Annotated in this window: 15 protein-coding genes; 6 read left to right on the top strand and 9 right to left on the bottom strand. The window is 38.8% G+C overall.

Going from position 1 to position 15,454, the window contains the following annotated elements:
* Nucleotides 1–250: 250 nt before the first annotated feature.
* Together AC1M87_RS13610 and AC1M87_RS13605 are read right to left on the bottom strand one after the other, a co-directional pair.
* The gene (locus tag AC1M87_RS13610; RefSeq protein ID WP_481588046.1) at nucleotides 251–817 is read right to left on the bottom strand and encodes a peptidylprolyl isomerase; all 567 of its coding nucleotides are present in this window, start codon (nucleotides 815–817) and stop codon (nucleotides 251–253) included.
* A 165-nt stretch (nucleotides 818–982) separates the two neighbouring features.
* Complete coding sequence (locus tag AC1M87_RS13605) at nucleotides 983–2,053, bottom strand: alpha/beta hydrolase (protein WP_092768668.1); 1,071 nt, start codon at nucleotides 2,051–2,053, stop codon at nucleotides 983–985.
* 199 nt (nucleotides 2,054–2,252) lie between these two features.
* Between AC1M87_RS13605 and AC1M87_RS13600 the strand changes: the two genes are divergently transcribed.
* A complete protein-coding gene (locus AC1M87_RS13600) occupies nucleotides 2,253–2,705 on the top strand; it encodes a cell envelope integrity TolA family protein (RefSeq protein WP_092768671.1) in 453 nt (150 codons plus the stop codon).
* A gap of 194 nt (nucleotides 2,706–2,899) precedes the next feature.
* Here the strand turns inward: AC1M87_RS13600 and AC1M87_RS13595 are convergent, their stop codons facing one another.
* Nucleotides 2,900–3,151 carry a molybdenum ABC transporter substrate-binding protein gene (locus AC1M87_RS13595; protein WP_481593997.1) on the bottom strand — a complete coding sequence of 84 codons (252 nt, stop codon included), beginning with the start codon at nucleotides 3,149–3,151 and terminating at the stop codon, nucleotides 2,900–2,902.
* Between the two features lie 706 nt (nucleotides 3,152–3,857).
* Between AC1M87_RS13595 and grpE the strand changes: the two genes are divergently transcribed.
* Nucleotides 3,858–4,430, top strand: a complete 573-nt coding sequence (gene grpE / locus AC1M87_RS13590; protein WP_257219952.1) for a nucleotide exchange factor GrpE — start codon at nucleotides 3,858–3,860, stop codon at nucleotides 4,428–4,430.
* A 118-nt stretch (nucleotides 4,431–4,548) separates the two neighbouring features.
* Nucleotides 4,549–6,495: a molecular chaperone DnaK gene (dnaK, locus tag AC1M87_RS13585; RefSeq protein WP_092768678.1), complete on the top strand. Its 1,947-nt coding sequence runs from the start codon at nucleotides 4,549–4,551 to the stop codon at nucleotides 6,493–6,495.
* A 72-nt stretch (nucleotides 6,496–6,567) separates the two neighbouring features.
* On the opposite strand, the gene AC1M87_RS13580 is transcribed toward dnaK, so the two are convergent.
* The 3 genes from AC1M87_RS13580 to tyrS all read right to left on the bottom strand — a co-directional run bounded on the left by AC1M87_RS13580 (nucleotide 6,568) and on the right by tyrS (nucleotide 10,796).
* On the bottom strand, nucleotides 6,568–7,290 hold the full coding sequence (locus tag AC1M87_RS13580; RefSeq protein WP_481593996.1) for an SDR family NAD(P)-dependent oxidoreductase: 723 nt from the start codon (nucleotides 7,288–7,290) through the stop codon (nucleotides 6,568–6,570).
* Nucleotides 7,291–7,474: 184 nt separating this feature from the next.
* Nucleotides 7,475–9,412 (bottom strand): ATP-binding cassette domain-containing protein, encoded by a 1,938-nt coding sequence (locus AC1M87_RS13575; RefSeq protein ID WP_481593995.1) that lies wholly within the window; start codon nucleotides 9,410–9,412, stop codon nucleotides 7,475–7,477.
* 151 nt (nucleotides 9,413–9,563) lie between these two features.
* Complete coding sequence (gene tyrS, locus AC1M87_RS13570; RefSeq protein WP_481593994.1) at nucleotides 9,564–10,796, bottom strand: tyrosine--tRNA ligase; 1,233 nt, start codon at nucleotides 10,794–10,796, stop codon at nucleotides 9,564–9,566.
* A 63-nt stretch (nucleotides 10,797–10,859) separates the two neighbouring features.
* Here tyrS and AC1M87_RS13565 point away from each other — a divergent pair, with 63 nt between their 5' ends.
* Nucleotides 10,860–11,987 carry an anhydro-N-acetylmuramic acid kinase gene (locus tag AC1M87_RS13565; protein WP_481593993.1) on the top strand — a complete coding sequence of 376 codons (1,128 nt, stop codon included), beginning with the start codon at nucleotides 10,860–10,862 and terminating at the stop codon, nucleotides 11,985–11,987.
* Between the two features lie 47 nt (nucleotides 11,988–12,034).
* Here the strand turns inward: AC1M87_RS13565 and AC1M87_RS13560 are convergent, their stop codons facing one another.
* Together AC1M87_RS13560 and AC1M87_RS13555 are read right to left on the bottom strand one after the other, a co-directional pair.
* The gene (locus AC1M87_RS13560) at nucleotides 12,035–12,337 is read right to left on the bottom strand and encodes a monooxygenase (RefSeq protein ID WP_481589586.1); all 303 of its coding nucleotides are present in this window, start codon (nucleotides 12,335–12,337) and stop codon (nucleotides 12,035–12,037) included.
* An 11-nt stretch (nucleotides 12,338–12,348) separates the two neighbouring features.
* The gene (locus AC1M87_RS13555) at nucleotides 12,349–13,083 is read right to left on the bottom strand and encodes a DsbA family protein (RefSeq protein WP_481590917.1); all 735 of its coding nucleotides are present in this window, start codon (nucleotides 13,081–13,083) and stop codon (nucleotides 12,349–12,351) included.
* Between the two features lie 117 nt (nucleotides 13,084–13,200).
* Between AC1M87_RS13555 and AC1M87_RS13550 the strand changes: the two genes are divergently transcribed.
* A complete protein-coding gene (locus AC1M87_RS13550; protein WP_481593992.1) occupies nucleotides 13,201–14,115 on the top strand; it encodes a LysR family transcriptional regulator in 915 nt (304 codons plus the stop codon).
* 107 nt (nucleotides 14,116–14,222) lie between these two features.
* Entirely contained in the window at nucleotides 14,223–15,068 is an 846-nt protein-coding gene (locus AC1M87_RS13545) for an alpha/beta fold hydrolase (protein WP_092768699.1), read from the top strand.
* 35 nt (nucleotides 15,069–15,103) lie between these two features.
* On the opposite strand, the gene erpA is transcribed toward AC1M87_RS13545, so the two are convergent.
* Nucleotides 15,104–15,439: an iron-sulfur cluster insertion protein ErpA gene (gene erpA, locus AC1M87_RS13540; protein WP_035268624.1), complete on the bottom strand. Its 336-nt coding sequence runs from the start codon at nucleotides 15,437–15,439 to the stop codon at nucleotides 15,104–15,106.
* Between the last annotated feature and the right edge of the window lie 15 nt (nucleotides 15,440–15,454).

The raw sequence follows: 15,454 nt of genomic DNA, 5'->3' as shown, positions 1-15,454 counted from the left end.
TCAATGCTAGAAGCTGGACTCGAAACACTCAACAACTCTGCAAGCTGCTTCGTTCGTTTCCGTGTATCTCGTCGGTATGGGGTGCATTCTAGAGCATTTCAAAATCATTGCAAGTGCTTTTAACCCCATGTTTTAATGAGTGTTCTATTTTTATGCACCATTATGATTCATTAATAATCACATTTACACTTAACCCTATAATATTGAAGCAAAAACATTAATTTAATATTTCTGCTTCTTTTTTTAATCACTATTTCGCTTTTGAAGGTTTTATATTCACACTTAAAATTTTAATAGGATTTTTTGGCACATCTTGATACATACCAAATCTACCAGTAGGCACTTTTGCAATTTTATCGACAACATCCATGCCTTTAGTTACCTGACCAAACACAGCATAACCAGGATTCATTGGCGCTTTATTTAGAAAATCATTATCCGCAATATTGATAAAAAATTGGCTTGTTGCTGAATCAGGCTGGTTTGTACGTGCCATGGCTAAAGTGCCACGGTTATTCTTTAAGCCATTATAAGACTCGTTCTTGATTGGAGGTCGATTCGCTTTTTCTTTCATCGATACATCTAATCCTCCACCTTGGATCATGAACCCTGGAATAACCCGATGGAAAATTGTGCCGTTATAAAAATTAGCTTTCGCATAAGTTTCAAAGTTCTTTGCTGAAATCGGAGCTTTATCATTAAACAACTCGATTTCGATATCTCCTGCTGATGTTTTGATTTGCATATGCGTATTTGCTGCCAAAGACAAAGTACTCATCGCCGCAACAGAAGCACCTAACATCATTTTTTTTAACATACGCTATCCTCTTATTGATGTTTTATCTTATCTATTATTCACGAATCAATCGCCAGAAAAGATTCAATTTTTTGTTAAGCATCAAAGTATTTTTATTCGATTGCTGTATATAAAGAAAAAATCCTGAGTTTCGTTTGAATCTCAGGATTTGAAAGTAAGCATCTATTAACTATTTTTATCCCAAAATCTTCTAAACTCTTTACTCATTTCAATCAACAATTTTTTAGAACGCCCTGAGACTAGCGTTAGATTAATAAATCCGTGTGTTTGATCTTCAAAATCTTGATACAACACTTTAGTGCCATTTTGACGTAATTTGTGGGCGTAAATTTTGCCTTCATCATGCAATACATCATGTCCCGCTGTAACAACATAGGCTGGTGCCAATTTTTTTAGATTACCGTATGTTGGGGAGATTAGTGGATTATCCAAAGCAACTTTATGTCTTGTCGCGTAGTATTCTGTCACATAGTCAATATCGCTGTTGGTTAATACTAAACCATCTTTATACGCAAAGAATGATGGATGACGACTTTTGAAATCTACCGCAGGATATATTAAAAATTGAGCTTGAGGCGCATAACTGGCATTTAATGCACGTTGAGCAACGACAGCACTAATATTACCGCCAGCACTATCTCCTGCTACAGCAATACGATTTTTTAAGATTTTAAAGTGACGGCGATTTTGATATACCCATGCCAATGCGTCTTCACATGATTGAATCAATGATTGTGGAGAAACTTCTGGCGCTAAAGGATAATCAATACTGATCACTTGTACTTTTGCATAATTCGCAATGATTCGGCACGCTTCATCATGTGTATTCACACTTCCGACAACAAACCCACCACCATGATAAAATACAATCATTGGTAGTTTTTTATTCGGAGCAGGATGATAATGTCTGGCAAATACAGTACCACTTTGTAAAGGAAGACGAATATCTTCTACATATTGAACATGAGATGATTTATGTGTGATGGATTGGATTTGATTTTCAAATTCTTTTCTTGATTTATCAATATCAGCGCCAATAAAGCCTGATTTTCCTTGTTTCAACTGTGCAGCCATCAAGCATTTTGTAAAGCTATCGAGTTGAGGATAGTCATAGGGATAGCCAAGTAACTTTACTAGAGATTCTTGAACGATCTTTGGGAGTCGATCTAATGCACGTCCTGCAGAACCCTGACCATTTTCAAGTAATTGTTGTATTTTTTGATTCACGATTCCGATCCTTTTAAAAATCCGTATTCTTCATATTTTCTACACGATCAGCCATTTCATGACTATTTTGTTAACTAAGTCTACTGATCAATATACAAACTTCAATCCCATTTACGCTAATCTGACTATAGCAGTCTTGTCATTGACTATTTAATCCAACATCAGGAATTTTTTGGTTGTCCTGATTCAACATATAAAGGTGAAAGCTATGGCAATAAAAGTAATGATAATGTCATTGGCCACAGCAGTTCTTGCAGTCGGTTGTGTGGCCTTCCCTGATGATGGCCCTTATTATAATGGTAATTATGACCATCGTTATGATCGTGATTATGATCGCAACTATGACCGTCAACGTTGGGAGAGAGAACGCGCACAACGTTTACATCAACAGCGCCTTGAACAAGAAAAGCGCAAACGTGAATATGAACGTCAACGCCAACAACGTGAATTAGCAGATCGACGTAATAAAGAACGTGCTGAGCATGATCGTCGTAAACAGATTGAACAACGTCAAAAGGAAATTTTAAAACAACGTCAAGCTGAACGTAATCGTTGGAATCAAGATAATCGTAAAAAAGCGATTGAGGAACAACGTAAGCGCTTAGAACAGGATCGCAAGAAGCGAGAACAGGAACGTCAACACGATCGCCGAGATCGTTAAGCTTTCTTGGACTCAACACAATTGATTTAAAGTTACCTCACAAACCTAACATTCACATTTGAATGTTAGGTTTTTTTAAGTGCTGTGACTCTAAAAATAGACAGTAAAGGCATCCTATTTACTCTCTATTCTCTGCATTTTCATAAAATTTAACCCATTATAACCAGTTTAAATGAATTAAATTTCATTGCATTTTACTCAACAACTTGAGGGGCTTCTGCACCTTCAGCTGGGACAGCTTGAATCGGTTCAGCAGACTCTACATTTGGGTCAGCTTGTACAGCCACACCATTTTGGGTATCCATTTCAGTAGTTGCCGCTTGCGCTATTGAAGCATCTGTTTGTGTGGTCGCTTGAGCAGTTTCAGCAGATTGGTTTGAAGTACAACCTACAGTAGCAAAACCAATAGCTGCAAATGCCAGGGAAATGAGACCTAATTTTTTCATTGTTTAATTCCTTACTTGAAACATTCAAAGTCAGAGTTAACTTTGAAGGCTTATCATTCCTGACTTTTTTATTTCATGCGTCAGTTCTTGGTTCAAGTTTCGATGACTTCAGGTTGAACTTATGAAAAAAGTGTAAAGAAAATGCAATTCAACTTTTATAGTTGAATATATCTCCTAAGCCATTTATTTAATTTATTTTTTAGTGAATATGTGGTGCGATATAAGCCCTTTTCGAAGGTGACTGAATCACAGTGTGGCTACACGGTATATCTGTTGCTTAACATTGTTACTCAGATCTCGACAAGCAAAAAAAACTCATCCAAGGAGGTTGGATGAGCTATTAAAAAGCAAAAACAAAATAAATAGAAACTACAGCGTTAGTATCTGGTTAAAGATAATACAGTTTTGATTATTTAAAAGGAAAGACTTGTTTTATCTGAATCTATATTTTTTATATATAAAATATACACTAAATCATATTTTTATAATCTTTCTTCAGCTCATCTCCTCTTCTTATTCTAGACTTTAGATTTCTCTAAATGGATCGAAAAATTTTCATTCCTTGTTGTAAAGATGAATTTAGTAGAAATAAACATCGTTTAAGCTTGAATTATTTATAGTCGCCCACATTACCTTTGTATTGATGAATTACACACGCATGGCAGTTCAGATTAACGCAGTTAACACTGATGCCAAAGGACTGTACATGTTTAAAAACCCATTTAAGCGGAGATCTTCCATGGCAAATGAGCAAAACGAACAAACTCAGGACGTTCAAACGGAACAAACTGAACAGCAAGTTGAAAATCAACAAGCTGAAGTTGAAGTTTCTGTAGAAGACCTTCAAGCGCAAATCGCAACGCTGACTGAAAACTTAAAATATGAAAAAGCAGTTGCTGCAAATGCGAAGTATGAAGCAGAAAAAACCAAAGAACGTTTAGAGCGTGAAGCGGATACTGCGAAAAAATTTGCTTTAGAGAAATTTGCAAAAGAATTATTGGATTCAGTTGACAACCTTGAACGTGCAATTGCTGCTGCAGGTGATGAAAAAACTCCTTTATCAGAAGGTGTAGAACTCACACTGAAGTCATTATTAGCAACATTAGAAAAATTTGGTGTTGTGGCAGTTGACACTGAAAATGGTTTTAATGCTGATTTGCATCAAGCAGTAGGTATTGCTCCAGATGCAAAAGCGGGTGAGATTGGTACGGTACTTCAAAAAGGTTACACCCTTTCTGGCCGTTTACTTCGTCCTGCAATGGTCATGGTAGGCCAATAAGTCAAGAAATACGGGAGTTTGTAAAAATTTTTTAAGTTTTTAACTTGAAAAATAATGAATGGCTCTCATATCGGATAACAAGTGAAAGATCACAACAAAATTTTCGAGGAACACATCAATGGCTAAAATTATTGGTATTGACTTAGGTACTACAAACTCATGTGTTGCAGTACTTGAAGGCGATAAAGTTAAAGTAATCGACAACGCTGAAGGCGCTCGTACAACTCCGTCTATTATTGCGTATAAAGATGGTGAGATCCTTGTTGGTCAATCAGCTAAACGTCAAGCAGTAACAAACCCGAAAAATACATTATTCGCGATTAAACGTTTGATCGGTCGTCGTTACGAAGATCAAGCAGTTCAAAAAGATATTGGTCTTGTACCTTACAAAATCATCAAAGCTGACAATGGCGATGCTTGGGTTGATGTAAACGACAAGAAACTAGCACCACAACAAATCTCTGCAGAAGTTCTTAAGAAAATGAAGAAAACTGCGGAAGATTACTTAGGTGAAACAGTTACTGAAGCGGTAGTTACTGTTCCTGCATACTTCAACGATGCTCAACGTCAAGCAACGAAAGATGCTGGTAAAATTGCTGGTTTAGATGTTAAACGTATCATCAACGAACCAACAGCTGCAGCGCTTGCGTTCGGTATGGATAAGAAAGAAGGCGATCGTAAAATAGCGGTTTACGACTTAGGTGGTGGTACTTTCGACGTATCAATCATTGAAATCGCTGACCTTGATGGCGACCAACAAATCGAAGTGTTGTCTACTAATGGTGACACATTCCTTGGTGGTGAAGACTTTGATAACGCGTTAATCGACTTCTTGGTTGAAGAGTTCAAGAAAGAACAAAACGTAAACTTGAAGAACGATCCTCTTGCACTTCAACGTTTAAAAGAAGCTGCTGAGAAAGCGAAGATTGAATTGTCTTCTTCTAATGCAACTGAAATTAACCTTCCATATATCACGGCTGATGCGACTGGTCCTAAACACTTAGTGATCAACGTAACACGTGCGAAATTAGAAGGTCTTGTTGCTGACTTAGTTGCTCGTACAATCGAGCCATGTAAGATTGCACTTAAAGATGCAGGTCTATCAACTTCTGATATCTCTGACGTGATCTTGGTTGGTGGTCAGTCTCGTATGCCACTTGTACAACAAAAAGTACAAGAGTTCTTCGGTAAAGAGCCACGTAAAGACGTGAACCCTGACGAAGCTGTGGCAATGGGTGCTGCGATCCAAGGTGCTGTACTTTCAGGTGATAAGAACGACGTTCTATTACTTGACGTAACACCGTTGACACTTGGTATTGAAACAATGGGTGGCGTGTTAACTCCAATCATCGAGAAAAACACAACAATCCCTGCGAAAAAATCACAAGTGTTCTCTACAGCTGCTGATAACCAGCCTGCAGTAGACATTTCGGTTTACCAAGGTGAACGTAAAATGGCTCAACAAAACAAATTGTTGGGTAACTTCCAATTGGGCGATATCCCACCTGCTCCACGTGGTGTGCCGCAAATTGAAGTATCGTTCGACATTAACGCTGATGGTATCTTGAAAGTATCTGCGAAAGACAAGAGCACTGGTAAAGAGCAATCAATTCAAATTAAAGCAAACTCAGGTTTGAGCGATGCTGAAATTGAAGCGATGATCAAAGATGCTGAAGCGAATGCGGAAGAAGACCGTAAGTTTGAAGAATTAGCGAAAGCGCGTAACGAAGCTGATGCATTAGTTTCTTCTGCTCAAAAAGCAGTAAAAGACCTTGGCGAACAAGTAACTGCTGATGAAAAAACTGCGGTTGAAACTGCTGTTTCAGAACTTGAAGCTGCAACAAAAGAAAATGACGTTGACGCGATCAAAGCGAAAACTGAAGCACTTCAAAACATCATCATGCCGATCACTCAACGTGCTTATGAAGCTGCGCAGGGTGCTCAAGGTGGTGCGCAAGGTTTTGATCCAAATGCATTCCAAGGTGATGCTGCTGGTCAACAACAAAAAGCGGACGACGGCGTTGTAGATGCTGAGTTCACTGAAGTGAAAGATGACAAAAAATAATTTGTCCTCTTAAACGAAAACCGCGCGAAAGCGCGGTTTTTTTATTTACATCTTTGAATTTTTAAATGATTATCAGATATTTGTATCTTGCATTGCAGGCATCATAATTTCTTTCACACAAGATGCTCTAGACGTATTAAGCACAAAATGAACGGCAGCAACTACATCAGACACAGGAATTAAAGATTCGTCTGTTTCTTCTAGGACAGATTCTATTGTTGTATCTAGATCAAAATCAGGTGCTAAATATCCAAGATTTAACACCGTAACGCCTATTCGATCCTTTCGTATCAACTCTCTTAAGGCATGGGAAATTCCACGTAATGCAAATTTGGTAGCTGAAAACACTATTTCTTTTCCATTGTGATTGTCTAAACCCCATGTTGAACCAATGAGGATCACTTTGGCATAATCTGATTTCTTTAAATTTTCCAAAATGGATTGTATAGATAAAATACAACTGATGATATTTGTATTGATGATCGTTTGAATTTCTAATGCTGAGATTGATGGAAAATCATAGTCATGCGTAAAAGCATCTTGCTCCCAAACACCTACATTATAAATAAATACATCTAATGCTTTATCTCCAATTACGTCTTTAATTTTCTTGCATGCTTGGACAGGGTAAGCTAAATCAGTTTGAATCCGCTCAATCTGGCGTGGTAGTTGTGGGGTTGAGCGTGATATTCCATAGATTAAATCATCATCATTTGGAACTAAAGTAGCTAACGCTTTTCCTAGACCATAACTGATGCCATGAATTAAAAAAGTTTTATTGATTGATGATGGCACTGTCGTTTTTCCAATTTTGTTATTAGATTTCTTATGATCAAATCTCAAGTTAGCTTGAGGTCAAGTTGAATTAAAAACACAAATAAAATAGAAAAATTAAAATGACAGTTTTTATGACGATGACCAAAATAACCTGCCTATTTTAATAAAAAAGCCCAATCTACATTGGGCTCTTTATCACGAATTACTCATCAAACGAACTTTCTAACTCTTCAAGTTCCATCATCAGTTCAAGCATTTTTTCTTCTGCTTGTGCTAATTTTCCTTTAAGCTCAGTTTGTTCATTCATCAATTTTAAAAGATCATCTTTCCGAGACGCATCATAAAGTGATGCATCTCCTAAAGCATCCTCAATCTGACCTAGACGTGGTTGGATTTTCGCAATCTCAGCTTCCAGTTTTTCAATATTTTTACGAATTGGTCGGCTCATTTCACGGCGACGCGCAGCTTCTTTACGCTGTGCTTCTTTATCTACTTTAGAAACTACAGGCTTATCGATCACTTGAGATTTTACTGGCTCAGGTGCTTGCTGCCCTTGCTTCATCAACTCTGCACGTGCTTGACGTAACCAGTCTGCATAAGCGACCAGATCACCTTCAAACTCACGACATTTACCGTTATGCACTAGGAGTAATTCATCACAGACACTTGCAATCAATTGACGTTCATGTGACACCAGCACCACTGCCCCTTCAAAGTCTTGTAGTGCCATAGTTAATGCATGACGCATATCCAAGTCTAAATGGTTGGTCGGTTCATCTAGAATTAAAACATTTGGACGCTGCCAGACAATCAAAGCCAATGCTAAACGTGCACGCTCACCCCCTGAGAAGCTTTCACACGGCGTATCCATACGCTCACCAGAGAAGCCAAAACTCCCTAAGAATGCCCGTAAAGTGGCTTCACTAATCTTTTTATCTGCAATACGAGATAACTGCAACATTGGACTCGCATTACCATCTAATGCATCCATTTGATGTTGGGCAAAATAACCAATATTAAGTAGTTCAGATGCTTTACGTTGACCTTGGATTAAAGGTAAATCACCCACCAATGATTTAATTAATGTGGACTTACCCGCTCCATTCATCCCCAATAAACCAATACGGCTGGTTGGCGTGATTTGTAGTTTCACATTGGTCACAATCAGTTTGTCACCATAACCAATATCAGCACTATCCAGTTGCAACAACGGAGAACTCATTTTGGTGGGTTCACGGAAGCTAAAGGTAAAAGGCGTATCGACATGCGCAGCAGAAAGCTCTTGCATTCGTTCGAGCTGTTTAATACGGCTTTGTGCCTGTTTTGCTTTGGTTGCCTTAGCTTTAAAACGATCAATATATTTTTGCAGATGTGCACGTAGCTCAAGCTGTTTCTCATAGGCTTGTTGTTGCTGAGCTAAACGTTCACTTCGGGTACGTTCAAAGGTTGAATAGTTACCGGTATAAAGCATTAGTTCTTGGTTTTCGATATGTAAAATATGGTCGGTAATGGCATCCAAGAAATCACGGTCATGCGAAATCAGTACCAATGTGCCTTCATATGCTTTCAACCAGTCTTCTAACCATAAAATAGCATCTAAATCTAAATGGTTCGTCGGTTCATCAAGTAAGAGTAAATCTGAACGACTCATCAAAGTACGCGCAAGATTTAAACGCATACGCCATCCACCAGAGAAACTTTTTACACTAAGTTCTGACTGATGTTCAAAGAAGCCTAGGCCAGCCATCAGTTGTGATGCTTTAGACGGCGCTGAATAGCCACTAATTTCATCAAAACGACCATATAAATTTGCCAAATCTTGATCAGACAATCCGTCAGGATGCTCAAGTTTGTGTTGGATATCCCAATACTCTTCATCACCGGATAGAACGAAATCAATCGCTTTCATATCCAGCGCTTTAATCTCTTGCGCCATATGCGCCACTGTCCAAACCGATGGTCGTGTCAATGAGCCACCATCTGATTCCATGCCCCCAAGTAATGCTGAAAACAACGTCGATTTTCCTGCACCATTGACACCTGTTAAACCAATCTTCCAACCAGGGTGAAGTTGCATAGACGCTTTTTCAAATAAAATGCGACCGCCGCGGCGAATGGTAAGTTGGTCTAACTGAATCATAGATATTCAAACAAATAAGTATTGGATAGCGCATTTTAATGGATTTCAACCAGAACAACCAAAAATTAATCCATCTTTCATCTTCATTTCATTCTTGACATAAAAAAGCCATCACTCAGGATGGCTTTTGAATCATTCAAAACTTAACGATTTAGTCAGTAAAAGTTACTTTAGCAATGGCCTTTTTACCTGCTTGAACAATCACTGTTTTGTTTTCGTTAATTGAGAATGATGCATCCACCACTTCCCAATCAACTTTTACGGCTCCACGTGAAACAGCATCTTTTGCTTGCGCTGCATTTTTGGTTAAACCTGCTGCACGAACAATAGAAGCAATAAACATTTCACCACCGAATTCACCACGTGAAATCGTCACTTCTGGCGTTCCTTCAGGAAGCTCACCCTCTGTGATGATATTCCCTGCACCTTTATGTGCATTCGCAGCAGCTTCGCTTCCATGGAAACGCTCCACTAACTCGAGCGCTAAGATACGTTTAATTTCTTGAGGGTTACGACCTTCAGCCATTTCTTTCAATAAGCCTTCGATCTCTTCCATTGACTTGAAGCTCAGCAGTTCGAAATATCGCTCAATTAAGCTGTCTGGCATCGAAAGTACTTTTTGGTACATCGCACCAGGTGCATCAAATACACCAATGTAGTTACCTAAAGATTTAGACATTTTGTTGACGCCATCTAAACCTTCAAGAATTGGTACAGTGATACACACTTGTGACTCTTGATTATAACGACCTTGTAAAGTACGCCCCATCAGCAAGTTAAAGGTTTGATCTGTACCCCCTAACTCAACATCTGCCTCAAGTGCGATAGAGTCATAGCCTTGCACCAATGGATACAAAAACTCGTGAATCGCAATCGGCTGTTGGTTGTTATAGCGTTTAGTAAAGTCATCACGTTCAAGCATACGTGCAACCGTTTGCTGTGAAGCCAATTGGATCAGATCAGCAGCAGTTTTTTGAGCAAACCATTCTGAGTTAAACACCACCTTAGTTTTATTTGGATCAAGAATTTTGAACACTTGTTCCTGATAGGTTTTCGCGTTTTCTAAGACTTGCTCACGTGACAATGGTGGACGAGTTGCACTTTTACCTGTTGGGTCACCAATCATCGCAGTGTAATCACCAATCAAGAAGAATACTTCATGACCTAAGTCTTGAAACACTTTAAGCTTGTTAATTAATACCGTATGACCTAAGTGTAAGTCTGGTGCTGTAGGATCAAAACCCGCCTTAATTTTCAAAGGACGATTCAATTTTAATTTCTTCAGAAGATCTTCTTCTGAAATAATTTCATGTGTGCCTCGTTGAATAAGGGCAAGTTGTTCTTCAGCAGGCAGGAAATTTGACATCACAAAACCCAAATACATCTGTTGTTCAATTTGTGCGATATACTAACACTTTTTCAGCACAATGCAGGCTTAAGAATAATCATGACCACAATCTACATTGGTGTAATGACTGGCACGAGTATGGACGGCGTCGATTTTGTAGCCGCTTCTTTTGATCCATTACAGATCCATGCAACGCTGACATTAGCCTTTGATCCAGATTTACGTGATGAACTGATGGCACTTACTTTGCCAGACGATAATGAAATTGACCGCATGGGTAAGGCTGATGTCGCTTTAGCACAGATGATCGGTCATGGAGTCAATCAACTTATACAAGAAAATAATCTCGATAGAACTCAAATAAAAGCCATTGGATCTCATGGTCAAACGATTCGTCATCGTCCCGAACATGGATTTACCCTTCAAATTGGTGATCCCAACATTATTACTGAAATCACTCAAATTCCTGTGGTATCAGATTTTAGACGCCGTGATATGGCTGCTGGTGGTCAAGGTGCACCTCTAGTGCCAGCATTCCATCAAGCCTTATTTCAGCATCCGACGATACACCGTGTGATCTTAAATCTCGGTGGAATTGCCAATGTCAGTATGTTACCTGCGGGTGATCCTAAAGGCGTATATGGTTTTGATACTGGACCAGCCAATATTTTGATGGATGCTTGGTGTGAACGTTACACAGGGCAGCCTTATGATGAAAATGGCAATTGGGCTGCTTATGGTACGCCTATTCGTGCTTTGCTTGATCGTTTGCAATCACATGACTTTTTCTCGAAAGAGCCGCCAAAAAGTACTGGTCGTGAAGACTTTAATTTGGAATGGTTGGATGAACAAATTGCGGATTGGCGTAGCGATGTTGAATACGATGAACTTGAAGATACGCCTGAAAATGTTCAAGCAACGCTGATGAAACTTACGACACGTGCCATTAAAAAAGCCATTTATCGTTCCCCTATGGACACAGGTGAAGTTTATGTCTGTGGGGGGGGTGCATACAACTCACAATTATTAGAACAATTACGTTGGCGTTTACGTAAACATGAGTGGAGTGTTCAAACCACAGCAGATTTGGGATTAGCACCGACTTGGGTGGAGGCGACCGCTTTTGCGTGGTTGGCTATGCGATTTGTAAACCAACTTGCTGGTAATTTACCTGAAGTGACAGGAGCTCAAGGAGATCGAGTTTTAGGAACGATCACTGCGGTTTAAATGAAGAATCGATGTATCCACTATCCTGAGTTGATACATCGATTTACTTAAACAGGTGCAAAATTCAATTTTGAAAGTGGCGAGTTTACAGCAAAAATTCGATGTCTACATTCAGTAAAGCCATTTTCCCTTAAACGCTGAAGATGCATATTTAGATAATCCTCTGCATCTGCTTGGCTTTCAAATAAGTAAATTCCACCTGCTTCTTTGGACGCTTCATTTTCAGTCCAAATTTTCCAAATCAAGCCTTTCTCATTTGCTATTGAATCCGCGAGTGTTTTGAAACTTTCAAACATTTCATGCCCCCAAGGTCCATCATAGGGAAAATCAATTTGTAGAATAATCGCCATTCAACTTTTCCTTATATACGCGCATCTTTGATTAAGTCATCAATAGCTTGTGTTAATTTTTCCAATGCCACATGACCAGAGCCTATGATTTTGACATTGTCTCCATGACGTATCGCAAAACTTGGGAACCCTTTTATGCCCCAACTTCGATTAAGCTTGAACTCTTCATAGGTCGCTGCTTGGGTCTCAGGTAATTCAAACAACGTTGAGAATACGTCAAAATCCAGCTCAAACGTTTCACATATACTTCGATAATATTCAAGCTCGTTCGGATCTTCACCATCCACATAAAATTTATATTGGATTGCTGAAAAAAATGCCAAAAGTTTTTCATCATGATGATCATGGTCTTGCCAAAGTTGTCGAGCAACGTAAACAGCACGTGCTGAAGGCTCGGTATCATAGTTAAAATGTGCTCTTTCTAACAATTTTTCAGTGAAAGGTTGTTTAGTCAGTCTCTGAATATTTTTCCATTCGGTGCGTAAAAAATTCTTGAAAGTATCGGTCCAAGCATCACCTCCACCAGGTCTTAAACCACCGCTAATCACTTGAAAGCCAACACCATGCTGAATTGCATATTCACGCGCTTGTTTAATGATATTTGAACTTCCCCAACACCATGAGCACATTGGGTCACCCACATAAATCAGGCTGAGGTCAGATGCTACATTGACCACTGCATTTTGGCCTTTTTCCAATTCGGCTACTGAACAAGTACCAGTTTCTAAATCACAATTCATTGTCATTGCTATGTCCTCAATTTGCTAAATCAGATCATTTGCTACATCTGATCAATTGACTTAACTTAGCGGTTCTATAATGATGTGAATAGACAATAAAAATGAAAGGTGGTGTTCGATTTTATGAACAGCTTACCCTACTCAATCGATGACCTATATTGGTTCGTACTGATTGCAGATGCTGGAAGTTTATCCGCGGCAGCAAGACGTTATGATATTGCTAAATCCACGTTATCCAATCGACTTTCAAGACTTGAAGAATCCTTAAATATTAGATTATTAAATCGAAATACCAATTCAAGCTCACTAACTGATGCTGGGAAGATTTTCTTAAAAGAAATCTCCCCCCTATTTCATCAAATTGAATCGCTGACGAACGATCTCACACAATTAGAAATACAACCCAAAGGTCGAATTCGAATAGCTGCTTCGGGAACTTTTGGAAAATTGGTGGTATTGCCTTTAATCTCTCAATTTTTAATTGAATACCCACACATTGATATTGAAATTGATTTGAATGACAGCAAAGTTGATTTAATTTCTGGAGGATATGACTTAGCCATCAGACTTGGTGATTTAGCAGACTCTACACTCCATGCTCAAAAGGTTGGACAAGTTCGAAGAATTTTATGTGCCAGTCCGACCTATCAAATGCATTGTGGCATTCCTGAACACCCAGAGCAACTGTGTGATCATCATTTTATCTCGCATAACCGCGAGCTGTCCAAAATCACACTTTTCAAAAACGGTACGATAAAAAAATTTAAAATTTATACACATCTGATGGTGACACCATCCGAACATGCACTTGCTGCTGTAGAAGCACATTTAGGTATTGCCGCCGTTGCAGAAATCCAAGTGGCCCATCAATTAGTCAACTCAACGTTAATTCATATTTTACCTGAATGGTCTCTAATCCCTGAAGATGTCCACTTGGTTACTCCGAGCTTAAGCTATCGGACCTTAGCTTTGAGACTTTGCTTAACGTTCTTACAAAAACAAATACCAATACAAATACACCGTTTAATCAACCCATAATATTGTCAGACAATGAACGACCTTCTTTCACCTAGAACTGACCCGTTCAGCCCTAGTTCTATCATCCAAATTTGATAAAGATATGTAAAGGAAAGAGGATATAGATCATGGAAAAACAACAACGAATCACTGAGTTTCAAAAAGGTAATCTTATTTTTGATGTAATAGATAGCGGTCCAATCGATGGCAGTCCAATTGTGCTATTACATGGTTTTCCTGAAACATCAAAAATTTGGCAGCATAGTGCCGAAATACTAAACCAACATGGTTTTCGCACCTATGCGTTAAACCAACGTGGATATAGCTTAAGGGCTCAACCGAAAAAACGCGCAGATTATGCCATTCAACATTTAGCAGATGATGTAAATGTTCTACTCGACTTAATTGGAGAGCCTTCATATATCGTAGGACACGACTGGGGCGCAGTCGTTGCTTGGGAAGTTGCTCTACGTTATCCTAATAAAATTAAACATTTGACCGCGATCTCCGTCCCTCACAAAGCAGCATTTATGCGGGCTTTTTACAGCAGTACACAACTTTTTAAATCCTATTATATGGGACTATTTCAGCTTCCATGGATACCTGAGTTGCTCTTTAATAAAACACCTCAAATTGGCGAGGCTTTATTAAAAAATTCTGGAATGACAGTTGAACAATTAAATGACTTTAAACAAGAAATGATCATAGAAAAACGGCTCAGCCCATCACTCAATTGGTATCGAGGTTTACCTTTTAGCTCTAATAAAACGCTATTCAATAAAGTCAAAGTTCCCACTTTATTTATTTGGGGCAAAGATGACGTTGCAATTGATGCTAAAGGTGTTCAGTTCAATCAAAATTATGTTGAAGGTCCATATACGGAAATTCATTTAGAGGCGAATCATTGGATTCCAGTTCAAAATTATCATGAGCTGACTGATTTAATTCTGAAAGAACAGCAAAAATTATCATAAAAAAAGCCCGCTTAGCGGGCTTTTTTTGCTGCATATTAAATTGAGAATGAAGATCCACAACCACATGTCGTTGTCGCATTAGGATTTTGCACGATAAAGCGAGATCCTTCCAAACCTTCGACATAATCCACAACTGAACCAACGAGATATTGATAACTCAGTGAGTCAACAAGCATCTTCACATCACCATTCACAAATTCAGCATCGTCTTCATTTTGAGATTCAGCAAAATTGAATCCGTAAGAAAAACCAGAGCAACCACCACCTGTCACATATACACGTAACATCAAATCTTGATTTCCTTCGCTCTCACGAAGTTGACGAACTTTATTCGCAGCATTGTCAGTCAGCTCAAGTGCTTGGGCAGTCATGATGGATTCCTCAAA

The sequence above is a fragment of the Acinetobacter sp. 24-47-62 genome (assembly GCF_056779765.1).
The sequence above is the reverse complement of the archived record's forward strand: the minus strand, read 5'-3'. Positions and strand labels throughout refer to the sequence as shown.